Source organism: Corynebacterium sp. KPL2825, from assembly GCF_037908445.1.
GTDB classification, from domain to species: Bacteria; Actinomycetota; Actinomycetes; order Mycobacteriales; family Mycobacteriaceae; genus Corynebacterium; species Corynebacterium kefirresidentii.
This window is the reverse complement of record NZ_JBBMGI010000006.1, coordinates 110,219-134,071: the sequence shown is the minus strand read 5'-3', so window position 1 is coordinate 134,071 and position 23,853 is coordinate 110,219. Positions and strand designations below refer to the sequence as shown.

The 23,853-nt window shown below is 60.0% G+C and carries 22 protein-coding genes; 9 read left to right on the top strand and 13 right to left on the bottom strand.

What is annotated here, in order from left to right:
- Window positions 1-58 precede the first annotated feature (58 nt).
- The 3 genes from purL to purS are packed head-to-tail and all read right to left on the bottom strand — an operon-like array spanning window position 59 to window position 3,308.
- Window positions 59-2,368, bottom strand: a complete 2,310-nt coding sequence (purL, locus tag WMQ00_RS06500) for a phosphoribosylformylglycinamidine synthase subunit PurL (RefSeq protein WP_340440795.1) — start codon at window positions 2,366-2,368, stop codon at window positions 59-61.
- Between the two features lie 13 nt (window positions 2,369-2,381).
- Window positions 2,382-3,065: a phosphoribosylformylglycinamidine synthase subunit PurQ gene (gene purQ, locus WMQ00_RS06495; protein WP_239208389.1), complete on the bottom strand. Its 684-nt coding sequence runs from the start codon at window positions 3,063-3,065 to the stop codon at window positions 2,382-2,384.
- A complete protein-coding gene (purS, locus tag WMQ00_RS06490; protein ID WP_049360085.1) occupies window positions 3,066-3,308 on the bottom strand; it encodes a phosphoribosylformylglycinamidine synthase subunit PurS in 243 nt (80 codons plus the stop codon). It lies immediately after the preceding gene.
- A gap of 231 nt (window positions 3,309-3,539) precedes the next feature.
- Here purS and WMQ00_RS06485 point away from each other — a divergent pair, with 231 nt between their 5' ends.
- Window positions 3,540-6,317 (top strand): ExeM/NucH family extracellular endonuclease, encoded by a 2,778-nt coding sequence (locus WMQ00_RS06485; protein WP_340440794.1) that lies wholly within the window; start codon window positions 3,540-3,542, stop codon window positions 6,315-6,317.
- Window positions 6,318-6,530: 213 nt separating this feature from the next.
- On the opposite strand, the gene WMQ00_RS06480 is transcribed toward WMQ00_RS06485, so the two are convergent.
- The 5 genes from WMQ00_RS06480 to purD all read right to left on the bottom strand — a co-directional run bounded on the left by WMQ00_RS06480 (window position 6,531) and on the right by purD (window position 13,203).
- Window positions 6,531-7,214, bottom strand: coding sequence for a DUF2334 domain-containing protein (locus tag WMQ00_RS06480; protein ID WP_023019880.1), 684 nt, complete (start codon window positions 7,212-7,214; stop codon window positions 6,531-6,533).
- Window positions 7,215-7,270: 56 nt separating this feature from the next.
- The gene (locus WMQ00_RS06475; protein ID WP_308766977.1) at window positions 7,271-9,394 is read right to left on the bottom strand and encodes a S9 family peptidase; all 2,124 of its coding nucleotides are present in this window, start codon (window positions 9,392-9,394) and stop codon (window positions 7,271-7,273) included.
- 52 nt (window positions 9,395-9,446) lie between these two features.
- Window positions 9,447-10,340, bottom strand: coding sequence for a phosphoribosylaminoimidazolesuccinocarboxamide synthase (locus WMQ00_RS06470; RefSeq protein WP_034655979.1), 894 nt, complete (start codon window positions 10,338-10,340; stop codon window positions 9,447-9,449).
- A 116-nt stretch (window positions 10,341-10,456) separates the two neighbouring features.
- Complete coding sequence (purB, locus tag WMQ00_RS06465; RefSeq protein ID WP_284835440.1) at window positions 10,457-11,887, bottom strand: adenylosuccinate lyase; 1,431 nt, start codon at window positions 11,885-11,887, stop codon at window positions 10,457-10,459.
- 41 nt (window positions 11,888-11,928) lie between these two features.
- Complete coding sequence (gene purD, locus WMQ00_RS06460) at window positions 11,929-13,203, bottom strand: phosphoribosylamine--glycine ligase (RefSeq protein ID WP_340440793.1); 1,275 nt, start codon at window positions 13,201-13,203, stop codon at window positions 11,929-11,931.
- A gap of 35 nt (window positions 13,204-13,238) precedes the next feature.
- Here purD and WMQ00_RS06455 point away from each other — a divergent pair, with 35 nt between their 5' ends.
- A complete protein-coding gene (locus WMQ00_RS06455; RefSeq protein WP_023019885.1) occupies window positions 13,239-13,670 on the top strand; it encodes an HIT family protein in 432 nt (143 codons plus the stop codon).
- On the opposite strand, the gene WMQ00_RS06450 is transcribed toward WMQ00_RS06455, so the two are convergent.
- From WMQ00_RS06450 to WMQ00_RS06440, 3 genes are all read right to left on the bottom strand, one after another.
- On the bottom strand, window positions 13,667-15,172 hold the full coding sequence (locus WMQ00_RS06450; RefSeq protein ID WP_023019886.1) for a sensor histidine kinase: 1,506 nt from the start codon (window positions 15,170-15,172) through the stop codon (window positions 13,667-13,669). The genes WMQ00_RS06455 and WMQ00_RS06450 overlap by 4 nt on opposite strands.
- Before the next feature lie 12 nt (window positions 15,173-15,184).
- Window positions 15,185-15,889 (bottom strand): response regulator transcription factor, encoded by a 705-nt coding sequence (locus tag WMQ00_RS06445; protein WP_023019887.1) that lies wholly within the window; start codon window positions 15,887-15,889, stop codon window positions 15,185-15,187.
- A gap of 186 nt (window positions 15,890-16,075) precedes the next feature.
- Entirely contained in the window at window positions 16,076-17,821 is a 1,746-nt protein-coding gene (locus WMQ00_RS06440; protein WP_248100165.1) for a pyruvate dehydrogenase, read from the bottom strand.
- 172 nt (window positions 17,822-17,993) lie between these two features.
- On the opposite strand from WMQ00_RS06440, the gene WMQ00_RS06435 reads away from it, so the two are divergent.
- A complete protein-coding gene (locus WMQ00_RS06435) occupies window positions 17,994-19,505 on the top strand; it encodes an MFS transporter (RefSeq protein ID WP_248100163.1) in 1,512 nt (503 codons plus the stop codon).
- Window positions 19,471-20,052 (top strand): TetR/AcrR family transcriptional regulator, encoded by a 582-nt coding sequence (locus WMQ00_RS06430; protein ID WP_248100160.1) that lies wholly within the window; start codon window positions 19,471-19,473, stop codon window positions 20,050-20,052. The genes WMQ00_RS06435 and WMQ00_RS06430 overlap by 35 nt, the downstream gene beginning before the upstream one ends.
- Window positions 20,053-20,221: 169 nt before the next feature.
- Here WMQ00_RS06430 and WMQ00_RS06425 read toward each other — a convergent pair whose 3' ends face one another.
- Together WMQ00_RS06425 and WMQ00_RS06420 are read right to left on the bottom strand one after the other, a co-directional pair.
- A complete protein-coding gene (locus WMQ00_RS06425) occupies window positions 20,222-21,085 on the bottom strand; it encodes a site-specific integrase (RefSeq protein WP_340418546.1) in 864 nt (287 codons plus the stop codon).
- 232 nt (window positions 21,086-21,317) lie between these two features.
- Window positions 21,318-21,809 carry a helix-turn-helix domain-containing protein gene (locus tag WMQ00_RS06420; protein ID WP_293820359.1) on the bottom strand — a complete coding sequence of 164 codons (492 nt, stop codon included), beginning with the start codon at window positions 21,807-21,809 and terminating at the stop codon, window positions 21,318-21,320.
- A gap of 129 nt (window positions 21,810-21,938) precedes the next feature.
- Between WMQ00_RS06420 and WMQ00_RS06415 the strand changes: the two genes are divergently transcribed.
- The 5 genes from WMQ00_RS06415 to WMQ00_RS06395 all read left to right on the top strand — a co-directional run bounded on the left by WMQ00_RS06415 (window position 21,939) and on the right by WMQ00_RS06395 (window position 23,841).
- The gene (locus WMQ00_RS06415; protein WP_340440792.1) at window positions 21,939-22,130 is read left to right on the top strand and encodes a helix-turn-helix transcriptional regulator; all 192 of its coding nucleotides are present in this window, start codon (window positions 21,939-21,941) and stop codon (window positions 22,128-22,130) included.
- Window positions 22,131-22,502 (top strand): hypothetical protein, encoded by a 372-nt coding sequence (locus WMQ00_RS06410; protein ID WP_340440791.1) that lies wholly within the window; start codon window positions 22,131-22,133, stop codon window positions 22,500-22,502. It begins immediately after the preceding gene.
- A 10-nt stretch (window positions 22,503-22,512) separates the two neighbouring features.
- Window positions 22,513-23,061, top strand: a complete 549-nt coding sequence (locus tag WMQ00_RS06405; protein WP_340418542.1) for a hypothetical protein — start codon at window positions 22,513-22,515, stop codon at window positions 23,059-23,061.
- Window positions 23,061-23,420, top strand: a complete 360-nt coding sequence (locus WMQ00_RS06400; protein WP_340418541.1) for a hypothetical protein — start codon at window positions 23,061-23,063, stop codon at window positions 23,418-23,420. The genes WMQ00_RS06405 and WMQ00_RS06400 overlap by 1 nt, the downstream gene beginning before the upstream one ends.
- Window positions 23,421-23,535: 115 nt before the next feature.
- Window positions 23,536-23,841, top strand: coding sequence for a hypothetical protein (locus tag WMQ00_RS06395; protein ID WP_340418538.1), 306 nt, complete (start codon window positions 23,536-23,538; stop codon window positions 23,839-23,841).
- The last annotated feature ends 12 nt before the right edge of the window (window positions 23,842-23,853 follow it).

Here is a 23,853-nt window from a genome sequence, read left to right as displayed (position 1 = left end):
GCCGAAGCCGGGCTTTCCGCATTGTCGCTTAGTTGCGTTTGTCCAACGCCGGGAGTTTTTACTCCACTACAGAGTTAGCGCCCACAGCGTGGTCGAAGAGGTCCGGCAGGGTGGCGGACCAGGCGGCGACCAACTGGGAGATGGCGACGGACTCGCCGCCGAGGGTAAGGGCGCCGGTTTCGGTGGTCTCACCCACTATGGCGGCTGGGATGCCCAGCTCGCCGGCGCGGGCAAGCACCTGATCGGCGCGGTCGGCGGTGGTGGCCACGAGCACGCGGGAGGCAGACTCGGAGAAGGCGGCGACAAATTCATCCTCGTGGACTGCCGAAAGGTCCAGGTTGAGGCCGAGGCCGGCGCCGTCGGCAGTCGCACCAGCGCGCTTAGCCATCTCAAAAGCGGCTACTGCTAGGCCACCTTCGGACAGGTCATGCGCGGCGGTAAGCAGCTCATTGCCGTGGAAGAACTCGGCCAGGCGCTTCTCGTTGGCCATGTCCACCTGCGGCGGCAGGCCATTGAGGGAGGAAGCCTCGGAGGTATCGGCGCTCACCTGCTGCCAGATGGAGCCGCCGAACTCGTCCTTGGTCTCACCTAGGGCGATGAGAACTTCCTTTTCACCTACGGTGCCGAGCTCATTGCCAATGGCCTTGTGCACGTCATCGATAACGCCCAGCACGCCGACCACCGGGGTGGGCAGGATCGGCTCCTCGCCGGTCTGGTTGTAGAAGGATACATTGCCGCCGGAGACGGGGATGGAAAGCTCCACGGCGGCGTCGGCAAGCCCATGCACTGACTCGCGGAACTGCCACATAACGTCGGGGTTCTCCGGGGAGCCGTAGTTTAGGCAGTTGGTAATCGCGACGGGCTTGGCGCCGGTGACGGCCACGTTGCGGTAGGCCTCCGCCAGCGCGAGGCGGGCGCCCATGTTCGGATCCAGCTTGGTGTAGCGGCCGGATGCATCGGCGGACACGGCCACGCCGCGGCCGGTCTCCTCATCGATGCGCAGCACGCCGGCATCCGCATGGTGGGACTGGACGGTATTGCCGCGCACGTAGCGGTCATACTGGTTCATGATGAAATCGCGTGAGCACAGCGACGGGGAGGAGACGAGCTTCTGCAGGGATTCCACCAGACCACGCTTGTCGGTGCCCTGGTACTTCTGCAGCTCGTCCTGCCACTCCGGGCGGGCATAGGGGCGCTCGTAGACCGGGGCTTCGTCCGCGATGGTGCCGGCGGGAGCATCCACGACGACCTCACCCTGGTGGCGGATAACCAGGTGATTGCCCTCGGTGACCTCGCCGATCTCGGCGCAGGTTACATCCCAGTGCGCGCAGATTTCGCGGAACTTCTCCACGTTCTCCGGAGACACAACGGCGCACATGCGCTCCTGGGACTCGGAGGCGAGGATCTCAGCCGCGGTCATGTCCTTCGCACGCAGCGGAACATTATCGAGGTTGACCTCCATGCCGCCATCGCCGGCCGCTGCCAGCTCCGAGGTAGCACAGGCCAAGCCCGCACCGCCGAGATCCTGGATACCTACGACCACGCCGGCGTGGTAGAGATCGAGGCAGCACTCGATAAGCACCTTCTCCGCGAAGGGGTCGCCTACCTGTACGGCCGGCAGCTTACGCTCGGCGCCGTCCTCGAAGGTATCGGAGGCCAGCACGGAAACACCGCCAATGCCGTCCAAACCGGTGCGGGAGCCGAAGAGCATGACCTTATTGCCCTTGCCGGACGCAAAGGCCAGCTTGAGGTCCTCCACCTTGAGGGTGCCCACACACAGGGCGTTGACCAGTGGGTTACCCGCGTAGGTCTCATCAAAGACGGTCTCGCCACCAATATTGGGCAAACCCAGGGAGTTTCCGTAGCCGCCAATGCCGGAGACCACACCGGGCAGGACGCGCTTGGTATCGGGGGCGTCGGCAGGCCCAAAGCGCAGCTGGTCCATCACGGCAATCGGGCGAGCGCCCATGGCCATGATGTCGCGCACGATGCCGCCCACGCCGGTGGCCGCACCCTGGTAGGGCTCCACGTAGGAGGGGTGATTGTGGGACTCCACGCGGAAGGTCACCGCGTTGCCGTCGCCAATATCCACCACGCCGGCGTTCTCACCGATGCCGGCGAGGATCTTCTCCCCCATCTCCTCGGTCATGGTCTCGCCAAAATAACGCAGGTGCGTCTTGGAAGACTTATAGGAGCAGTGCTCGGACCACATAACGGAGTACATGGTCAGCTCCGCATCGGTAGGGCGGCGGCCCAGAATATCGTGGATGCGCTGGTACTCGTCATCCTTCAGGCCGAGCTCCGCGTAGGGCTGCTGCTCATCCGGGGTGGACTGTGCCTTTTCTACGGTGTCATTATGAACGGTCATTAAAGTGGCCTCCTTAAACCGCCGGCGCCTGGGCGACGGCCTTGATGGCGGATACGAAAAGTCCCAGTCCGTCGGTGGATGGGCCGGTCAGCGTGTCAATGGCGTGCTCTGGGTGCGGCATGAGGCCCACGATGCGGCCAGATTCATCGCTGACACCGGCAATGCCGTTGACAGAGCCGTTGTAGTTATCGGTATAGCGGAAGACCACGCGGCCCTCGCCTTCGATGCGGGCAATGTCATCATCGCCGGCCTGGAAGCGGCCCTCACCGTGCTTGGCCGGCACCAAAATCTTCTGGCCCTGCTCAAACTCGCTGGTCCATGCGGTGGTGGAATTGGCCACCTCCAGGTAGGTATCGGTGCAGTGGAAGTGCAGGCCCTTATTGCGGGTCAGCGCGCCCGGCAGCAGGCCCGCCTCGGTCAAAATCTGGAAGCCATTGCAAATGCCAAGCACCGGCATGCCCTGCTTCGAACGGTCAATAACGGACTGCATCACCGGCGCAAGCGCGGAAATAGCGCCCGAACGCAGGTAGTCACCATAAGAAAAACCGCCCGGCACTACGACCGCATCCACGCCGTGCAGATCGCTATCTGCGTGCCAGAGGCTTTTCACCTCTGCGCCGGCGGTGCGGGCTGCGCGAGCGGCATCCACATCATCCAGGGTTCCGGGGAAAGTGATTACTCCGATTGTTGCGGCCACTTACTTGACCTCCAGCCCAACAACCTCGTAGTCCTCGATGACGGTATTGGCCAGCAGTGTGGCGGCTACCTTATCTAGGTCCTCTGCGGTTACAGAGTCGTCGACCTCGATTTCGAAGCGCTTTCCCTGGCGCACATCGCTGACACCGGATACCCCGATGCGACCCAGCGCGCGGACGACGGCTTGGCCCTGCGGATCCAGAATTTCCGCCTTGGGCATGACATTGACAACTACACGAGCCATGAAAATATTGCCTTACTGTATGGGGCTTTGGTCTGCGCGGCTTAGTTTAGTTGGCACCCCCTGCTTTTACCTAGACTCACCCCCGCAGTGTGGGTTTCACCCCGCTTGGGCAAACTCTACGTGAACCTCAAACAACGCTCTGGCAAACTCCGGCGTGCGCTCCACCCCGCCCCGGCGCGGCGATCTACTAATAGACATCGCACACTATCGCTCTCATTTAAGGTTGAATCTATGTCTTCTCGTCGCCTAGGTGCGCTGGCGCTCGCCACCGCCTTGTCTACTGCCGCCCTTGCTGTACCCACTGCCACGGCTGCCACCGACGGCTCCGCCGCAGTCATCTCAGAGGTCTACGGGGGCGGTGGCAATAAGGGCGCTGCCTTCACCCATGACTTCATCGAGCTCTATAACCCCACCGATGCCCCGATTGACCTGAGCGGCTATACCGTGGAGTATTTCTCCGCCTCCGGCAACACGGGCGGCAAGGTAGTGCTTTCGGGCACCATCGCCCCGCATGGCTACTACCTCGTGCAGGGAGCGGCCGGCAATGGAGCGGGCGATGCACTGCCTACCCCAGATGCCGAGGGCAACCTCAACATGTCCGGTTCCAAGGGCTCCGTGCAGCTTGCCGACGCCACCGGATCCCCCATCGATGCCATCGGCTACGGCGCCGCTTCCCTCAAGGAGGGCACCGCTGCTGCGGGTCTGTCCAATGCCAAATCCGCCTCTCGCGACGCCGAGGGCACCGATACCGATGACAATGCCGCCGACTTCACCAGTGGCGCTCCCACCCCGACTAATACCGGTAATAAGGCTCCCTCCCCTCAGCCTGAGGATCCGGCCGAGCCCGAGCAGCCAGCTCCCGAGGGCGTGACCGCCATCGCGGATATCCAAGGCACCGGCGCTGAGTCCCCGCTCACGGACCAGACCGTTACCACCGAGGGTGTTGTCACCGGCGTGTGGAGCGAGGGTGGCCTCAATGGCTTCACCATCCAGACGGGCGGCACCGGCGCCGAGGCTTCCGACGCCTCCCAGGCCCTCTTCGTGTACATGGGTGATAAGCCAGCCGACCAGTACCCGGACCTCGAGGATTCCGTTGCGGTCACCGGCAAGGTCTCCGAGTTCTATGGTTCCACCCAAATCACCGCCGCCGAGGTCACGCAGCTCGATGCCCCGCTAGAGAAGGTCACCCCACTGAAGGTCGACCAGCTTCCTGATGGCAACGAGGCCCGCGAGCCCTTCGAGCACATGCTCATCCAGCCCGGCGAGCACACCGTAACCAATAACTACGCTCTCAACCAGTACGGCGAGATTGGCCTTGCCCCTGGCAAGGAAGCCTTCCGCCAGCCTTCCGATATCTTCTCCCCTTCCACGGATCCCAATTCCGATATCCAGAAGCTGACCAAGGACAACGCCGATAAACTGGTCACCTTGGACGATGGCCGCACCCGCGACTACTTAAAGACCGACCAGAATACCCCGCTGCCGTATATCGCCCAGGATGATGCCCACACCATCAAGTCCCTGCGTACCACCGATACCGTCTCTTTCCAGCACCCGGTCATCGTAGGCTTTTCTCACGAGCAGTGGCGCTTCCAGCCCACTACCCCAGTCACCGGCAACACCGCGGGCGCAGACCTGCCCATCTCTTGGGAGAACTCCCGCGAGGCTGAGCTGCACGCCATCGATGACGTCAAGGGCGAATACACCATCGGCGCCTTCAACGTTTTGAATTACTTCACCTCCCTGGGCGAGGAACTCGGCGGCAGCGCCTACACCGACCGCGAGGGCAATAAGGTCACGGTCAACCGCGGTAAGACCCGCGGCGCCTATACCCAATCCGCACTCGCGGACCAGGAACGCAAGATTGTCGCGGCCATCAACGGCCTCGATGCCGATGTCATCGGCCTTTCCGAAATCGAAGATGGCTACGCTGTCACCGGTGACTTTGCCCAGCGCGATAAGGCACTCAAGCACCTGACGGAAAAGCTCAATGAGGCCGCCGGCTCCGATAAGTGGGCCTTCGTTCCTTCCCCGTCCAAGGACGCCGTACCAGACTCCCCGGATGTCATCCGCACCGCGTTTATCTACCACAAGGATGTGGTGAAGCCTGTCGGCGAGTCCCGCATCTTCCAGGACGATCGCTTCACCGGCACCGCCCGCGAGCCTCTTGCCCAGGAATTCCAACCGCTAAAGGAGGGCGAGGAGTCCTTCGTTGCCGTGGCCAACCATTTCAAGTCCAAGGGCTCGGTGGCCAAGGGCGATGCCGATTCCGGCGATGGCCAGGGCAATAACCCGAACGTGCGCAACGCGCAGGCACAGGCCGTCCTCGATGCCCTCCACAAGCAGGAAGACTGGAAGGATAAGCCGCTTTTCGCCCTAGGCGATTTCAATACCTATACTCACGAGACCGCGCTCGACGTCTTCCGCAACGATGGCTTTACCGTGCCCGCCGAAAAATATGGTGCCGATCCCTCCTACCAGTTCTCCGGCCTGCTTGGCACCTTGGACCACGTGCTGGCAAACAAGGTAGCCACCGGCACGCTTGACGACGCCCAAGTCTGGAACATCAATGCCGACGAACCCGTCGCCTTCGAGTATTCCCGCCGCAACTACAATATCGTCGACTTCTACGATGACTCCCCGTTCCGCGCCTCTGACCATGACCCAGTCAAGGTCGGTTTCACCCTCGGTGCGGACGACTCCGCCGGCCAGCCAGACGATCCTGCGGATGATCCTGCAGATGATCCGGCGGATAAGCCTTCCGATGAACCTTCCGATAAGCCAGAGGACAAGCCGTCAGAAAAGCCCGGTAAGCCTGGCTTCGGTTCCAACTCCAGCACTAGCTCTGTCGGCGCCGGTATCGCCGCTGCCATCGCGGCTATCGCCGGCCTCGTCGCCATCCCCGGCTTCCTCGCTGTGACCGGCAATCTCCAGAAGGCCATCCCGGCCCCGATCTGGGGCATGCTGCCGCAAGAAGTAAAGAACTTCATCACCAGCCTGCAGCGCTAATCGCCCACAGACGCAGACCCCGCTCGCTTCGGAGAAATCCTAAGCGTGCGGGGTCTTAATTTTTGCGATTTCAACGATTTCGTCCATCTAAAACACTACAACCGTTGACGGAAACAGGGTATTAGATGGACGAAATCGTGCTACCGGACATAGACACCACCAACCATCCCCGCCACTTTTGTTCGCAGAACCTCTGACGAGGGAATGCGCTCCCTAATTTGGCAGGAAGGCGCCATAATCGGCAGGGGTCGCCCCAGCGTTAATAGCCCGGTCGGCAGCTTTGACGAAGTCATGGATCACCTTGCGGTCATCTAGGTTGCGGCCGGACACGGACAGGCGAACGGTATTGCCGCGCTGCGCGGACCTCTCTGCTGCACGAATGATGTTCTTGCGCCACCACTTAGCGGAGCCAAAGCCCTCGCCAAAGGACAAGTTACGGGCCTGGTGGAATTTGCCGGAATTGATCTGCAAAACACCGCGGGTAGAGGCTGCCACCTCAAACTTAAACTGTGGCAATACCTGCAGGGTGCCGGGAGACATGCGCCAGCGCGGCGGGGCGAAAATTGTGGGTTCGAAGCCGATCTTGGCCATCTGACGGGTCGCACCCGCGAGTCGCAGCTTTGCCTCGTGGGAGTCGAGATTCGCAAACTCTGCACGACGTCCCTGCACCGAGCGGTCGAAACCGTTGAGGATGAGTATGCGGCCGGCATCGGCTTGGTCTCGGAGCCAGCTTTTGGTGTCTTTATCTTTCGCAAGGTGCCAGTTGCCGTCGATATGCGGGGCAATAAGCAGGGAAACAGGAATCTCCTCTCGATCAAGGATCGAGAGGAGCCGGCTAGCCTGCTTCCGTGTGTCATCAAAGATGCTGGAGATCGATACCAGAAGGTGGCCATTCATAAGAAAAATTATCGCACAGGAATTTAGGATTCGCGCGCTGGCCCCCTATCCGGGTTTTACTTCTCCAGACCGGTGGCCTTATTGATCGTCCACGCATACTCGAAGGCGTTTTGGCGCCACTTTTCATAACGGCCGGACACTCCACCGTGGCCTGCAGCCATTTCAGTTTTGAGCAGGAACTCACCGCCGGTGGCCGTCGCCCGCAGCTGGGCAATCCACTTGGCCGGTTCAACGTAGAGCACGCGGGTATCGTTTAGCGAGGTAATAGCCAGGATGTCCGGATAGTCCTTGACCTCGATATTCTCGTACGGCGAGTAGGACTTCATGTAGTCATAGACCTCAGGATCGTGGTACGGGTCGCCCCACTCCTCCCATTCAGGCACCGTCAGTGGAAGCTCCGGCATGAGAATGGAGGTCAGCGGATCGACAAACGGCACGACGGCCTGGATGGCGGTAAAGCGGTCTGGGGCCATATTGGCGATTGCACCCATAAGCATTCCGCCGGCCGAACCGCCCTCGGCCACCATTTGGTCTGCGGTGGTCACGCCTCGGGCGATGAGGTCATCGGCAACGGCGATGAAGTCAGTAAAGGTGTTTTTCTTTTTGAGCATTTTGCCATCGTCGTACCATGTGCGCCCCATCTCGCCGCCGCCGCGCACGTGGGCGACCGCAAAAATCATGCCGCGGTCCATCAGGGACAGGCGGGTCACGGAGAAGGCCGGATCCACGCTGACCTCGTAGGAGCCATAGCCGTAGAGCAGAGTCGGATTCGGCTGGGTGCGGTCAAGATCGGCGCGATGGACAATGGAGACGGGGATGTCGGTGCCGTCGGCAGCCGTGGTCCACACGCGGTAGGCCACATAATCATCCGGATTATAACCACCGGGAACCTCTTGCTCCTTGAGCAGGGTGTACTCGCCGGTGTCCACGCGGTAATCGAAAAGCTGGGCGGGCTGGGTAAAGGACACATAGCTTACGCGAAGCACCGGCGCGTCCCACTCCGGGTTACCAGATACGGAAACGGTGAAAAGCTCTTCGTTGAAGTTGAGCTCTTCGAATTCGCCAAAGCCGTCGTTAATGCGCATGATGGCGGCACGGCCGATGCCGCCGCGGCGGTAACCCACCACAATTTGGTCGCGGTAGGTATCCACGCCCTCGATGCGGGTGGTTTCCTTATGAGGCAGCAGCGCGGGCAGATCCCGAAGAGCGGGCAGCTCGCCGTCGGCCTTGGTATAGCCCACCTCGAAGTTGGGGCCGGTGGCATTGTGGGTGACAATCCAGTAGTCCTCGCCCTTGACGACGACGTGATCGACGTCGTAGTCCACGCCGGATTCACGCTCCCACAGCAGGCGGAAGTCGCCCTCGGGGTTGTCCTCTTCGAGCACCCATACCTCAGAGGTCACCTTGGAGCTTATGCCAAGGAAGAGGTACTTATCAGAGCGGGCGCTGCCGATGCCGACGTTGAAGTGCTCGTCATCTTCCTTAAACACCTGCACGTCCTCGGACTGCGCGGTGCCTACCTTGTGGCGCCAAATGGTATCGGGACGCCATGCATCGTCGACGGTGGTGTAGAAAATAAAGCCGTCTCCAGCCCAGGTAGCGCCGTAGAAAATGCCCTCTAGGTGGTCGTCGAGAAGCTCGCCGGTCTCTAGGTCCTTGATGTAGAGTTCAAAGCGCTCATCTCCGGCAAAATCCACCGAATAGGCTAGGTAGCGGCCAGAATCAGAGATGGAGGCGGCACCGAGCGCGAAGAAGTCCTTCCCCTCGGCCAACGCGTTGGCGTCAAGGATAATCTCTTCCCCGTCCGGGGTGCCTTCCTCCGGGATAACCGGGGCGGTCCAGGGGTCGGACCCCTCCTCTACTGGAAGGCGGCAGGAATAACCGTAGCTCTTACCTTCCTCAGTGCGGCCGTAGTACCAGTAATCGCCGCGGCGGGAGGGCACGGACATATCAGTCTGTTTGATGCGGGACTTAATCTCCTGGAAGATATTCTCCGTCATCTCCTCCAAGTGCGCGGTCTTCGCCTTGGTGTAATCATTTTCGGCGTTGAGGTAATCCAGGGTTTCCTGGGATTCCTTATCGCGCAGCCACTCGTAGTTATCCACGAACTCCCGGCCGTGGAAGGAACGGGTCACGGGGTGGACGGCGGCTACGGGGGCGGAAAGATTCTCGTTGCTCATGCCGTCCCACTGTACGCGTGGCACCCCGTGGTGCGGGAGCTTCGGCGGGGAGTTAGTCCTCGGGCGAGAGGAAATCAGCGAAATGCTTGCCGGACAGCCGCTCATAGGCCTCGATGTAGCGCAGGCGGGTGGCGGAAACGACGTCGGCAGGCAGCTGAGGTGGGGTGCCGTCGGCGGCTTGGTCCCATCCGGAGGCGTCGGAAGTCAGCCAATTGCGCACATACTGCTTGTCGAAGGATGGCTGAACCTCGCCCTCGACATAAGAATCAGCCGGCCAGTAGCGGGAGGAATCTGGGGTGAGGACCTCATCGGCCAGCACGAGCGTACCGTCCTGGTCGAGGCCGAACTCGAACTTGGTATCGGCGAGGATGATGCCCTTGTCCTCCGCAAGCGCGGCGGCCGTGGAGTAGATGCGCAAGGTGGCCGCGCGTAGCTCCTCGGCGCGCTCGGCGCCTAGCTTGTCCACCACGTAGTCGAAGGACACGTTCTCATCGTGCTCGCCCTGTTCCGCCTTGGTGGCCGGGGTGAAGATGGGCTCGGGCAGGCGGGAAGCCTCCACGAGGCCATCTGGCAGCTCGATGCCACACACGGTGCCATTGGCCTTGTACTCCTTCAAACCGGAGCCGGTGAGAAAGCCGCGGGCCACACACTCGAAGGGCAGCATGTCCAATTTCTTGACTACCATCGCGCGGCCGAGGCACTCGGCAGGGATGCGCTCATCATCGAGCGGGCCGGCCAGGTGGTTGGGAAAATCGATGGAATCGAAGAAGAACTTCGAGGTCGCGGTCAGCACGCGACCTTTATCCGGGATGGCCGGCTCTAAGGCGTGGTCGTAGGCGGAGATGCGGTCCGAAACCACCATCAGCAGGGTGTTTTCGTCCACATCGTAGATATCGCGGACCTTGCCGGAGGCAAGATGGGTATATGAAGAAAGCTCAAGACGCATGGCTTTCATTCTAGCGCCCAGGGGTGGCGAGTAGGTTTCGATCAAATAAGCCCCGAAATCCGCGCGGGATCCGGGGACTATTTGATCGAATTGCGAAGGGAGCCGGAAAATGCGGGCTAGAGGATTTCGCCCGGGGTATAGGCGGCGGCCTTGGGGTGCTCGCCTACCAAGGCGTTAATGCGGTTGAGCACCTGGTTGACCTGGGACTCGGCAGCGCCGATGAAGGCGTGCTTATCGGCCAGGGCGGCCTCGAGGTCGGACTCGTCCATGGGCAGGCGGTCATCGGCAGCAAGGCGCTGGACCAAGTCCTGCTCGCCGCCGTTTTCGCGCATATTAAGCGCAACGGCTACGGCGTTTTCCTTGATGACCTCGTGGGCAGTCTCGCGGCCCACGCCGGCACGCACGGCCGCCATGAGGATGCGGGTGGTAGCCAGGAAGGGCAGGTAGCGCTCCAATTCGCGGTCAATCATGGCGGGGAAGGCGCCGAACTCGTCGAGGACGGTGAGGAAGGTTTCGAATTGGCCGTCGAGGGCAAAGAAGGCGTCGGGAAGCGCGACGCGGCGGACGACCGAGCAGAAGACATCGCCTTCGTTCCACTGCTGGCCGGCCAGGTCTGCGGCCATGGTGAGGTAGCCGCGGAGGATGACCTGCAGGCCGCCGACGCGCTCGCAGGAGCGGGCGTTCATCTTGTGCGGCATGGCAGAAGAGCCGACCTGGCCTTCCTTGAAGCCTTCGGTGACGGTCTCATTGCCGGCCATCAGGCGGATGGTGGTGGCCAACGAGGACGGGGCGGCGCCGAGCTCCACTAGGGCGGAGATGGCGTCGAAGTCGAGGGAGCGTGGGTAGACCTGGCCCACGGAGTTGAAGATGCGGTGGAAGCCCAGGTAATCCGCGATGGCGGTCTCTAGGGAGGCAAGTTTGTCTTCGGAGCCGCCCATGAGATCGAGCATGTCCTGGGAGGTGCCCATTGGCCCCTTGATGCCGCGCAGCGGGTAGCGCGCAAGAAGCTCTTCGACGCGCTCTATGGCCAGCAACATCTCGTCGCCGGCCGTAGCAAAGCGCTTGCCCAGGGTGGTGGCCTGCGCGGCCACATTATGGGAGCGGCCGGCCATAACCAGGGACTGGTACTCGGCGGCGTGACGGCCGATGCGGGAGACCACGGCGATGGCCTTATCGCGGATGATCTCCAGCGAGGTGTGGATTTGCAGTTGTTCCACGTTCTCGGTGAGATCGCGGCTGGTCATGCCCTTGTGGATGTGCTCGTAACCGGCCAGCGCATTGAACTCCTCGATGCGGGCCTTCACATCGTGGCGGGTGACGCGCTCGCGCTCCGCGATGGACTCGAGGTTCACGTCTTCCACCACGGCCTCGTAGGCATCGATGGCTTTGGAGGGGATGTCTACGCCCAAATCCTTTTGGGCGCGCATAACCGCAATCCAGAGCTTGCGCTCTAGGATGATTTTATGCTCCGGGCTCCAGATATTGGACAGCTCTGCGGAGGCATAGCGGGAGGACAGGACGTTGGAAATCTTCTTCTTTTCAGCCACGTGGCTATTATTCCATGCCTGCCCCACCGCGGGGTGAAGGGTTAGAGAGAAATCTCACCGTCTTCTGCTCGCTTGCCGATGTCCCGGCGGACAAAACCACCCGCAAACTCGATGCCGTCGACGGTGGCGTAGGCGTCTGCTCGCGCTTCAGCCAGCGTGGATCCCTTTCCCAGCACGCTAAGCACGCGACCGCCCGCGGTGCGGTAGGCGCCATCGGTATGCACGGTGCCGGCGTGCAGGACGCGTTGCGGATCATCCAGCGCAGCTCCGGAGATGGCATCGCCCTTGCGCGGGGAGGCCGGGTAGCCTTCTGCCGCCATGACAACGATAACGGCGAAGCCATCCTCCCATTCCAGCGGCGCGAGCTCGGCCAGGGTACCAGTCGCGGTGGCGTGGAGGGCCTCGGCCAATGGCGACTTGAGAAGGGAAAGCACGGCCTGGGTCTCTGGATCGCCGAAGCGGCAGTTGAACTCGACTACGGCCGGGCCTTCTTCGCCCCACGCCAAGCCGGCATAAAGCAGGCCGGAATATGGGGTGCCGCGGCGCACCATCTCCTTGGCCACAGGGGCGCAGACCTCGTCCACGATGCGCTGCACGCCCTCCTCCGGCAGCCACGGCAACGGGGTGTACGCCCCCATGCCGCCGGTATTGGGGCCTTCGTCGTTGTCATAGGCGCGCTTGTGGTCCTGAGCTGGCAGCAGCGGGACGACGGTCTCGCCGTCAACCAGGCAGAAAAGCGAAATTTCCGGTCCATCGAGAAAAGACTCCAGCAGCACCGGATTGCCGGCGGCAAGGGCGGCGTCTACGTGAGCGCGGGCAGCGGCACGGTCCGCGGTGACCACCACGCCCTTGCCACCGGCAAGGCCATCGTCTTTGACTACAAACTGTGGGCCGAAGCGGTCGAGCGCGGCCTCAATGTCTTCCTCGGCCGCACCTGGGCGTAGCTGTTCTGCGCGAGCGGTCTTGACTCCTGCCGCCTCCATAACGTTCTTGGCAAAGGCCTTGGATCCCTCGATCTGGGCTGCTTCCTTGTTAGGTCCGAAGACCGAGATGCCGGCGGCGCGCAGGGCATCTGCCACGCCAGCAACGAGCGGCACCTCGGGGCCGATGACGACGAGATCGGCGGCGATATCTCGGGCCAGTTCTACCATGCGGTCCGCATCATCTACCTGGGAGTATTCCGGGTGGACTGTGGCGAGAGTGGACATGGCCGCGCTGCCCGGCGCGGCATGGATTTCGGTGCTCTGGGGGTCGGCGGACAGGCCCTTAACAAGGGCGTGTTCACGGCCGCCCGAACCAATTACGAGAATGCGCATGCCCACCATCATAACCAGCGGGTAGCCTGGCACACATGGCTTCTGTATTTAGCAAGATCATTAACGGTGAACTACCCGCTCGCTTTGTCTACCGCGATGAGACCTGCGTGGCTTTCCTCTCCATTGAGCCGCTGCGCTACGGCCACACCTTGGTCGTTCCCATCGAGGAAGTAGATAAGTGGACCGACCTGGATCCGCAGACCTGGGCCCACCTCAACGAGGTCGCCCTGGAAATCGGCGGTGCCATCAAGACCGCGTTCAATACCCCGCGCACTGGCTACATCATCGCCGGATTCGACGTCCCGCATACCCACATCCACCTCTTCCCTACCGAAAAGATGGAAGAGTATGACTTTGCCAAGGCCTTCGACGCCGATAACACCGACGATGCCGCGATGGATGAGGCGGCCGCCCGCATCCGCCAGCACCTGGGCTGCAACGAGGAAGGCTTTCGCGAGGAGGACTAGGACTCAGAGGGGGCGTCGGCAAGCGCGGGCAGGCGCACCGTAAAGGTGGTGCCGCGGCCGAGCTCGGAGTCGACGCTAATGCTGCCATCGTGCTGTTCCACTAGGGAGTGCACGATGGCCAAGCCCAAGCCGGAACCGCCGGTATCGCGGGTGCGCGAGGTATCCGCGCGGTAGAAGCGCTCGAAGATATGCGCCGCATCTTCTTTGGACATGCCTTTGCCATCATCGATGACATCGATCAGCACGTCATTGGCTTCACGGCGCAGGCGCAGCGTCACCGTGGCCCCCTCGCCGCCGTGGCGGATGCCATTGGTCACTAGGTTAAGCAGCACCTGGTGCAGGCGGCTGGCATCACCATTGACCACGGGGATGGACTTGGCATCATTGGCCACCGAAATCTCGCGGCCGGGGAAGGCCGCACGCGCGGACGAGCCTACGGACAGGGCCAGCTCCAATAGATCCACCGGACGCAGGTCGAGGCGTGTACCCTCGGCGCGGGTAAGCGCCAGCAAATCCTCCACCAGCAGGGACATGCGCTTCGATTCATCATCGATCTTAGAAAAGACCATGTCCACGTCCTTGGTGGCACCGGAGCGATAAAGCTCGGTATAGCCGCGCAGGCTAGTAAGCGGCGTGCGCAGCTCGTGCGAGGCATCACCTACGAAGCGGCGCATCTGTTCCTCTTTGTCCTGCGCACGCACGACGGAGCGCTGTAGCTGCCCCAGCATAATATTGAGCGCGGCGGCCAGCTGGCCCACCTCGGTATGCAGCGGCCACTTGGGAACGCGCTTGTCCAGGTCGCCCGCCGCGATTTCCGACGCCGTCTTTTCCACCACCCGCAGCGGCCGCAACGCCCTGCGGATAAACCAGAAACCCACGGCCGCAATGGCGGCCAAGGCGATGGCGGCGATGGTCACCTGCACCATCGCCAGGCCGTGCAGGATTTCCTTTTCATGGGTCATATCCTTAGCGATGACCGTGATGACGCCATTAGAATCCGCAAAAGCCAGCGCGCGCCACTTGGTATTGTTCTCGATGGACCCAACGGTGGTGGGATAGCCGCCAAGCGGGATATTCTCCGCATTCGGTGTGGTCGAAGACGGCCCCGAATAGCGGATGGTGCCATTGGGCAGGTAGTTCAGCACCACGTATTCGGTAGGCGGGCGCTTAGTGTGATCACCGATAAAGAAGTCATTGCTGATATCGCGTGCCCACGTAGTCGATGCGGAGCGCAGCTCATCATCGACGTTATTAAAGAGCACATTGCGCATAATGGAGTTCACCGCAAAGGACGAGCCTGTAATACCCAGCCCAGAGACTACGACAAGGAGGATGACCAACCACGTACGCAGCGGCATTGCCTGCGGAATCTGGGAAAACATCCGCCGCTTGGAGGACTTGTCCTCCCCCTCGTCTTGCCCTAGGCCTTCATGCCACATGGATTGCGGGCGCGCTGCCGCTGGCGCAGGCGCCTGGCCCTGGGTCTCCTGTGAATCTTCCATTACCACAGCACTTTAGGAGCGCGGGGTGCGCAGTACATAACCCACGCCGCGCACGGTGTGGATCAACTGGGTATCGCCCGTATCAATCTTGCGGCGCAGGTAGGAGATATAGGACTCGACCACGTTGCCATCGCCGCCGAAATCGTAGTGCCACACGTTATCCAAAATCTTGGACTTAGACAGCACCACTTCTTTGTTCTGCATGAGGTAGCGCAGCAGATTGAACTCGGTGGGGGAAAGCTCGATGAGCTCACCGGCCTTGGTGACCTCATGGGTGTCATCATTAAGCGTCAAATCTGCGTAGCTCATGGTGGCGTCGTTGGTGGATTCTTCCGCCGCACCACCGCGGCGCATGATGACGCGCAGGCGGGTGATGACCTCTTCCAAGCTAAATGGCTTGGTCACATAATCATCCGCACCGATGGTCAGGCCGTGGATGCGCTGGTCCACCCCATCCTTTGCCGTGAGGTACAGCACCGGGCCGTCCAGCCCCTCCTGACGCAGCTTTCCTAGCAGCTCGAAGCCGTCCATGCCCGGCATCATCACGTCCAGGATGTAGGCATCAGGGTTTACCTCACGGGCTACGCGCAGCGCCTCGTGGCCGGAATTGGCGCTGAAGACCTCGAAGTTCTGGAACTTCAACGATACGGTGAGCAGCTCCACAATATTGGGCTCGTCATCGACGACAAGAACCTTGGCGAGTTTTTTGTCTTCCATGTTCTCCTCAGACTCCCTTAAAGGTTGCGAATTTCTATCACGCAATCATGACACGCTTGCTTCCCAGCCTACTGAAGAGTTTCTGGCTGAATCCTGTGAACATAGATGCTCGCCCTGGTCGCCGCAAAAGAAAACCACGCCCCTCCCCTAGTGAGGAAGAGCGTGGTAACTAACGCGGCGCGCTATTTAGAAGTCCTGCGGGCGTGGGATGTTGCGCAGGTTGGACTTTGCCATGGTGATCATCTGGCCCACACCACCGTCCAGAACGGTGCGGGTTGCAGCCTTGGAGAAGCCCATGAGCTGCTCGATGGTCAGCGTTGGTGGCAGGGACAGGGCGTTGGGGTCAGTAACGACGTCGATAAGAGCCGGGCCGTTGTAGGCCAACGCCTTCTTGATCTGCTCCGGAGCTTCCTTCGGATCCTCGATGCGGAAGTGCTTGATACCGGAAGCCTCTGCAATCTTGGCAAAGTTGACAGACTCGTGGTCGGTCTCGTGCTCCGGTAGACCCTGCACCAGCATCTCCAGCTTGACCATGCCCAGGGAAGAGTTATTGAATACGAACATCTTGATAGGCAGGTTGTGGAGCTTTACGGTCAGCAGCTCACCCATCAGCATGGATAGCCCGCCATCACCGGAGAAGGTGATGACCTGGCGACCAGGGTTAGCGGCCTGTGCACCCAGCGCCTGTGGCAGGGCGTTGGCCATGGTGCCGTGGCGGAAGGAGCCAATCTGCTCGCGCTTGCCGTTGGCAGTGATGTAGCGAGCGCCCCACACGTTGCACATGCCGGTATCGACGGTGAAGATGGCATCTTCATCCGCGTTCCTATCGATGAGGTCTGCAACGTACTCTGGGTGGATCGGGGTGTGCTTTTCCACGTTGGAGGTGTAGGCCTCCACGACGTGCTCCAGCTTGCCGTAGTGCTTCTTGAGCATCTTGTCCAAGAAGGAGCGGTCCTTCTTCTCATCCACGTGCGGCAGGATGTTCTCGATGGTAGCGGCTACATCGCCGGTAACCGGATAAGAAATCTTGGTGCGGCGGCCGATGTGGGAGCCGTTGATGTCCACCTGTGCCACATTGGCATCCGGCAGGAAGTCGTTATACGGGAAGTCGGTACCCAACAGGATGAGCAGGTCAGCCTCGTGGGTGGCCTCGTGTGCTGCGCCGTAGCCCAGCAGGCCGTTCATGCCCACATCGAATGGGTTCTCGTACTGGATGTACATCTTGCCACCCAGGGCGTGGCCGATAGGAGCCTTAATCTTCTCCGCCAGCTTCAGCACCTGTTCGCGGGCATCCTTGACGCCAGCGCCAACGAAGAGGGTGACAGTCTTAGCCTCGTTGATGGCCTGGGTCAGGGCCGCAGCCTCGGCTGGGTCTGGGAAGACAACCGGGCGACCGGTAGAGATCTTGGACTCCACAAAGGAGTCATCGTCGGCGTCCTGCATGGAGACGTCGCCCGGGATGACCAGCACGGAAACACCGTTGCCCGCCATGGTGGACTGAATGGCGTGGTGCAGGACAACACCGCCCTGCTCAGCGGAATTGACCATCTCGCAATAACCAGAGCACTCCTGGAAGATTGCCTCTGGGTGGGTCTCCTGGAAGAACTTGGAGCCGATCTGGCGGGATGGAATATGGGAAGCCAGTGCCAGAACCTTGGCGCCGTTGCGGTGGGCGTCATACAGGCCCTGGATGAGGTGAGTGTTGCCCGGACCGCAGGATGCAGCACATACTGCCAGCTTGCCGGTGGTCAGGGAATCTGCCTCAGCGGCGAAGGCTGCAGCCTCCTCATTGCGGACGTGAATCCACTCGATGGAGGAGCGACGAACTGCATCCACAATCGGATTCAGAGAGTCACCGACCAGGCCATAAATGCGCTCGACCCCCTGCTTTTCTAGGGTGTCAACTAGCTGTTCTGCATAGTTACGTGCCATTAATTATCATCCTTAACTCTTAATTGGTGCTAATACCACTGTGCTACTTACACCGCAGGAAAGTCCACTATTCTCCTATACACTCACACAGTGTCCCCAGCTGTGAGGAAGGTAATACTAACCTATCTTTGACTGTAAACTATAACGACCGTTCGGTACTGTTTACTCTGCTATGAGTATCCACCCGCCCCGCGCACGAAGCCTTACCGCTCCGGCCTCCACGGCCGCGCAGCGGTGGTCTTTCTGCGCCGTCATCTCTCTGGGGTTACTCATGGTTGGGCTGGATAATTCCATCCTCTACACCGCATTGCCGCAGCTATCGCAGCAATTGCATACCACCGATACCCAGCAACTATGGATTATCAACGCCTACGCGTTGGTACTCTCCGGTCTCCTTCTCGGTACCGGCACGCTAGGTGATCGCACCGGCCACCGGCGAATGTTCCTCATCGGTCTGGCCATTTTTGGCGGCGCTTCCTTACTCGCCGCCTATTCCCCCAGCGCCTGGACGCTGGTCCTAAGCCGGGCCTTCCTTGGCTGCGGCGCCGCCATCATGATGCCATCGAGCCTTGCGCTTATCCGCCTTACCTTTCCCGATGAGGTGGAGCGCAACACGGCCATTGGCATTTGGGGTTCCGTCGCCGTCATCGGCGCGGCGGCCGGCCCCACCGTGGGCGGCTTCTTTTTGGAGCACTTCTGGTGGGGCTCAGTATTCCTACTCAATGTCCCGGTCGTGGCCCTTGCCCTCGCGTTGACCTTGCTCCTAGCTCCGCCAAACGCCCCAAATCCCCTTAAACACTGGGACTTTCCTTCGTCCCTGTATTCCCTTATCACTCTTACCAGCCTGGTATTGGCCATAAAATCCCTGCCACACGCGTGGCCGGTGAGCGTCGCTGCGGCTGCCGTCTTCGTCTGCGGCGCGCTCGCCTTTGCCCACCGCCAGACCCGCTTGTCAGATCCCCTTCTGACCTTCGACATCTTTGGCTCCCGCGTCTTCAGCGGCGGGGCCTTAGCGGCCGGCGGCGCCATGTTCGGTATGTCCGGCCTGGAGCTACTCAGCACCCAAAAGCTGCAGCTTGTCGACGCCCTCTCACCCCTCCACGCCGGCCTTATCATCTCCGCCATGGCGCTATCTGCCATCCCTACCTCCATCCTGGGCGGCGCCACATTGCATCGCCTGGGATTCCTCCCGCTCATAAGCGGCGGATTCCTCCTTATGGCCACCGGCATGACCCTGCTGCTCGCAACCCGAGGCGAGACGCTTGCCCTACTCGTTGTCGCCCTCGTCCTCACCGGCCTAGGCGCGGGCCTTGCCATGTCCGTATCCTCAACCGCCATCATCAATGCCGCGCCCCTCCACCGCACCGGCATGGCCGCTGGCGTAGAGGCGGTCTCTTATGAATTTGGCACCCTGATTTCCATTGCCCTGACCGGAACCCTCGTGCCTTTACTCATGGCCCGCGAACTCCCACCTCACCTCGCAGAACTAGGAACCGACGCGCTGCATCACCCCGCTTCCCACGCGACCGCCGCCAGCGCCTACAATGCCGGGTATCTTTCCACCATCGGTGGCCTGGCTTGCTTCGCCTTACTCCTAGCCGCGATAACCGCCTGGTGCTTCCGCGATAACCCCAAATCAGGAGATCCCCATGCCGCGAATCAACAAAAAGACCGCAGCCCTTGAAGCTGCGCTCGACATCATCGCCGCCGAGGATGTCTCCGGCCTTACCTATGACTCCCTGGCGCAGGCGACCGGCATGTCCAAGTCCGGTCTCATCTACCACTTTCCTACCCGCCACAACCTGCTGGTAGATTGTCACCGTTTTTGCGCTGAGCGCTGGGAAGAAGAGCTCGAGCAACTAGCCGGCGGCCACCCTGCCAGCGAGCTCAGCTTGGCCGAGCGCTCCCGCGCCTTGGTGCTCTCCATGGGCAAAAAGGATCCGCTCGTCAAGCTGCTGATGTGTGTGCACTCCCAGACTCACCCAGATTTTTCTGCCCAATGGGCAGATGTGGATGCACGGTGGATGGTGGATCCCTCCGCCGCCGAGACCGACGAGGATGACCTGCTCGTCATGTTGCTTAGTACGGGGCTGTGGGTGCACGATCACCTCAACCAGCGCAAGCTCTCCCCCGCTAACCGCCAACGCATGGTTGACCGGCTTTTTGGGCTTATTGATGCCCCACAAAACACCACGAAGGCTAGGCCCACGCTGGACCCAGCCTCCTTTTGAGCTGGAGACGAGACTTGAACTCGCAACCTACGCTTAGGTTACAGTAGCTCCACCACTTTCACTTAGTGGTCTATCTTCCAGATATTGCAGGTAAAAGACTTAACCAGTCCACCTGATTGCATACATTCTCACTAATTCCGCGCAATACTTGGACACTTTTCGGACACCACTAGAACGCTTCCGTGTAGTCAGCGACCACACTAGGGCGAGCTAAATAAGACTGCTCCGTCACCTTCGTGGAGGCATGACCCAAATATCTCGACGCGGCCATGACCCCATGAGACTCCTCAATCCGAGTCGCTACCGTCTTCCGAAAATCATGCGCATGAATATCCAAATCACCACGCGCCTTCTTCAAGTCGCCAGACACGTTAGGGACAGTGCGATAGGTACCGTTCCTCGTTGGAAACACAATCTCTCCCATAAACGGCCGATACTCCTTCCCCCACTGAACCTTCAGCGCCTGGAGCGCACACTGCTTGACGGGAATCGTCCGCCGCGACTTTTCGGTCTTAGGGTGCGAATTACGTCCGCCCTTGTTGTCAACTGTGCCAGCAACCGTGACAGTGCCGTTCTCGAAATCAATATCCTGCCACCGAAGCGCCAACACTTCACCAATCCTCATGCCACTACCGCGCAGCACGTCCACGATCTCCACTAGGGACTCACCACGTTTCGTGCCGGAAGAATTGCCACCACACCACTTCTCTATCGCAGAACGGTATTGGCTAATTTCCTCATCGCTTAAAGCCCGTACTTCTTTTCTGGAAGTCTTCTTCAGCTTCGTATCCCGAACCGGATTCCGCGCTACCACACCCCAACGCACCGCCATGCCGCACGCGCTCCCCAACGCAGCCCGAGCGGTCTTAGCAGTCCCTGGCGTCAATGATTCGAGGAAGGTTTGCACCCTTTGGGTAGTCAGCTCGTTCAGACGAAGCTCCCCGATGTTGGGGTTGATGTGCATATCCACACATTTTCTGTAAGTGGTCTTTGAAGACTCCGTGACGTCATGCTGCGCCAGCCAAATGTCCATCAGTGTGGAAACTTTGGAAGCACTGCGCAACTCGTCACTATCGTTCCCCTGAAGCCTTTCGGAGCAGCGCTTTTCTAGGGCAGTTCGGGCAGCAGTAGCGCTTCTTCCCGTGGCCCGAACCCTAACCGTTTGACCATTCAAAAGTCTTAGACGAGTTGATACTTGGAACTTCTTCTCCCCAAGTTTTCTAGGCTCCGAAATCTCACCGTGCGTTCCTGGAGGGGTGGCCGGCCTACCGCGAGCCAATTCCGAATACCCATTCTCTCAGTACAGAACGAGCGAGCTCTATGTGTTTGCCGATAGAGTCGAAGTATTTCTTAAGTTCTGCTTGTGCAGCGGTTGGAACGTCGTTGTCAGTGGAGTCTAAAGCTACATCAGCCCTGTTGTACGAATCAACGAAACCTTTAAGGGCCAAATAGACCGCCTCCTCGTCTCTAGCCAGATCTTGCTTCAGGCTCAGATAGAAAGCATCGTCCTCAGAAATGGGCCTTGTAATCATTCGGGTCAGGTCTTGTTGAAAAATGTCGGCTATAGCCATCGCTTCGAGGGCTTTGGCGCTCTGCTCCCCAGACTCAATCCTCCGCAGTGTTGTTGAGTGCATTGTTACTCCCCAAGTGTCCTTGAGTAGGTCAATTAACGCTTGGCGCGAGATTGAACGAGCTTTCCTAAGTGCACTTAAATTCGAGCCGAAATAGTCTTCCTGAATTTCTTCGCCACCACTCACTAGCTGCACCTTTCCAAAATTGTTCCATATGTGTTGTTCAGTGCGTACATATTGTATACACTAGGTGTTGCACGCAGAGAACAGACTGTTCCGAATGGTGCAACACATTACACACTGGAAAGGATACCCATGTCCCCGGCAACAACCACACTTAGGGCAGCGGCCGATCTGCTCGGCATCTCTAAAAGCAGTGCGTACACCGCAGCCCGTAACGGGACTTTCCCGACAAAAGTTATCCAAATTGGTGGACGCTATGTCGTTCCGACGAACCCCCTTCTAGAGCTCTTGGAACTCGACGAATTGCCGAAGGAGGTGGCGTAGGTGCGGAAACAGTATCTTCCCCAGGACTCGCTGGCGTATCTCGCTGATAGTGTGCTCGCTTCGCTCGACGCCGCTAACGAGGAAATCCAGGACATCAACGGCACCTGCCCGGAGTTCGACGAGCTACCCGACAACCTGCAGAACGCGATCTACATCCTCGACGGAATCCGCGACACTGTCCGCAAGGAAGCCATGCACCATAACGTGCACCGCGCCACTCATTACAGCAATGGGCTCCCCGTTCGCCTGCACTACAAGGGCGAAGTCGTGACCGACCCGGAGGGCATGAGTTACCGCCCGGACAACATCACCACGATGCACCCGAACGGCACCCCAGACGCTGTAATTCCGCCCCAAGACAACGCCGCATAAGGAGAAGAAATTGACCACCCCTAATAAGAAAACCCCCGCTGGTGCTGGGAACACCAACGAGGGAGCAAGCGAGACTGGTGCAGACTCGACTACTCATAAGCATAGCAGCCGCGAGCTTCGCCGAACCATTGCCAAGGTTCAGGCCGCTATCTCCAACAACAATCGCATCCTTCGCCAAATCAACGAGGAATCACTCAACGCGAGCCCGGCGGAGTTCCAGGAGCTCGACGCGGGTTTCGGAAAAGTTCAGAGGACTAACACCGTGCTGACTAAGCAGCTCCGCTCCCTCGTTGAGGAACACCACCAGGTGGTGCAACAGGAGCGTGACGCCGCCAAGCAGCATGAGGAAGAAAAAGCCCGCCATAATGCCCGCAGGCGCGAAGAAATCACTCGCATCACGGGGCATTCTGATTGGTCCCCTATGGACCTGAAATACATGCTCGTCGAACGCTACCGCGAAGGCGGCGACTACATGACCGTCCTCGACGCCATGAAGGCCATTGACGACCTCGACCTCCAGCGCGCCGGCCTTAACTCTTGGGGAGAAGGTGACGAGTGATGCAAGAACGCTACTCCGTTAACTACTACAGCCCAGGAATCAACATCGTTCGCAATCGCGACGAGTATGTGGACGCAGGACTCCAAGATTACGCCCACGTTCACGTGGTGAAGGAAACCCGCTTAGACGGGCGTTACCGCTGGGAGGCAGACGGAAACAGTTTTGAGAACTTCTATTCCGTTATGTTCAGTCGCTCTGATTGGAAGGTCTGTTCTGTCATCACTGACCACCGAGCCGGCCGGTCTGACGGTGCTCTCGTCCCGGGCGATAGGGAGTTCCAAGACATTGCCGCCGAAGTGACCGAGTTCTTCACTCGTATGAGCACCACCACCATCGACGGATCGGAGGCCCGCAAATGACGGTTAATGCGGACGCTCTTCTTTCAGTAGCGGATCTCATTCTTGTTGCTGACGCTGAAGACCTACTCCAACACCTCGACCTTCCCAACACCCTCGCAGCATAAGGAGCACCAGCATGGCGCGCCGAACCAAGACGAAGTACATCCCCGAGATGAACATCACCAAGGAGACCTATAACGGCAAAGAAACCATCGAACAATACTGCACAATGCGCAGCGACCACGGATATTCCGACATGGAGATGAATCCGCTCTACCTCGAATCGAACCTCCAATCCCATCTCTTCGACATCCTGGCCGAGCACATCGACCAATACGACTTCAACATTCACCTAATCGCTGAAGTCATGGCGAACGCTGCAATCGAAGCGCTTCGGAATACGGACTTAAACAAGTTCCCGTATGACCCTCACTACTACTAACCCCTATTAGCC

What these genes read in the sequence shown, in the direction of transcription:
- WMQ00_RS06475 (WP_308766977.1), bottom strand. Translation starts at nt 9,394, where the DNA reads ATGAGCAACGAGAATCTTTCCGCCCCCGTAGCCGCCGTCCACCCCGTG.
- purS (WP_049360085.1), bottom strand. Translation starts at nt 3,308, where the DNA reads ATGGCTCGTGTAGTTGTCAATGTCATGCCCAAGGCGGAAATTCTGGAT.
- WMQ00_RS06445 (WP_023019887.1), bottom strand. Translation starts at nt 15,889, where the DNA reads ATGGAAGACAAAAAACTCGCCAAGGTTCTTGTCGTCGATGACGAGCCC.
- WMQ00_RS06485 (WP_340440794.1), top strand. Translation starts at nt 3,540, where the DNA reads ATGTCTTCTCGTCGCCTAGGTGCGCTGGCGCTCGCCACCGCCTTGTCT.
- WMQ00_RS06430 (WP_248100160.1), top strand. Translation starts at nt 19,471, where the DNA reads ATGCCGCGAATCAACAAAAAGACCGCAGCCCTTGAAGCTGCGCTCGAC.
- WMQ00_RS06470 (WP_034655979.1), bottom strand. Translation starts at nt 10,340, where the DNA reads ATGCGTCTTGAGCTTTCTTCATATACCCATCTTGCCTCCGGCAAGGTC.
- WMQ00_RS06395 (WP_340418538.1), top strand. Translation starts at nt 23,536, where the DNA reads ATGGCGCGCCGAACCAAGACGAAGTACATCCCCGAGATGAACATCACC.
- WMQ00_RS06480 (WP_023019880.1), bottom strand. Translation starts at nt 7,214, where the DNA reads ATGAATGGCCACCTTCTGGTATCGATCTCCAGCATCTTTGATGACACA.
- WMQ00_RS06435 (WP_248100163.1), top strand. Translation starts at nt 17,994, where the DNA reads ATGAGTATCCACCCGCCCCGCGCACGAAGCCTTACCGCTCCGGCCTCC.
- WMQ00_RS06400 (WP_340418541.1), top strand. Translation starts at nt 23,061, where the DNA reads ATGCAAGAACGCTACTCCGTTAACTACTACAGCCCAGGAATCAACATC.
- purD (WP_340440793.1), bottom strand. Translation starts at nt 13,203, where the DNA reads ATGCGCATTCTCGTAATTGGTTCGGGCGGCCGTGAACACGCCCTTGTT.
- purL (WP_340440795.1), bottom strand. Translation starts at nt 2,368, where the DNA reads ATGACCGTTCATAATGACACCGTAGAAAAGGCACAGTCCACCCCGGAT.
- WMQ00_RS06415 (WP_340440792.1), top strand. Translation starts at nt 21,939, where the DNA reads ATGTCCCCGGCAACAACCACACTTAGGGCAGCGGCCGATCTGCTCGGC.
- WMQ00_RS06425 (WP_340418546.1), bottom strand. Translation starts at nt 21,085, where the DNA reads ATGGACATTTGGCTGGCGCAGCATGACGTCACGGAGTCTTCAAAGACC.
- WMQ00_RS06440 (WP_248100165.1), bottom strand. Translation starts at nt 17,821, where the DNA reads ATGGCACGTAACTATGCAGAACAGCTAGTTGACACCCTAGAAAAGCAG.
- WMQ00_RS06450 (WP_023019886.1), bottom strand. Translation starts at nt 15,172, where the DNA reads ATGGAAGATTCACAGGAGACCCAGGGCCAGGCGCCTGCGCCAGCGGCA.
- WMQ00_RS06455 (WP_023019885.1), top strand. Translation starts at nt 13,239, where the DNA reads ATGGCTTCTGTATTTAGCAAGATCATTAACGGTGAACTACCCGCTCGC.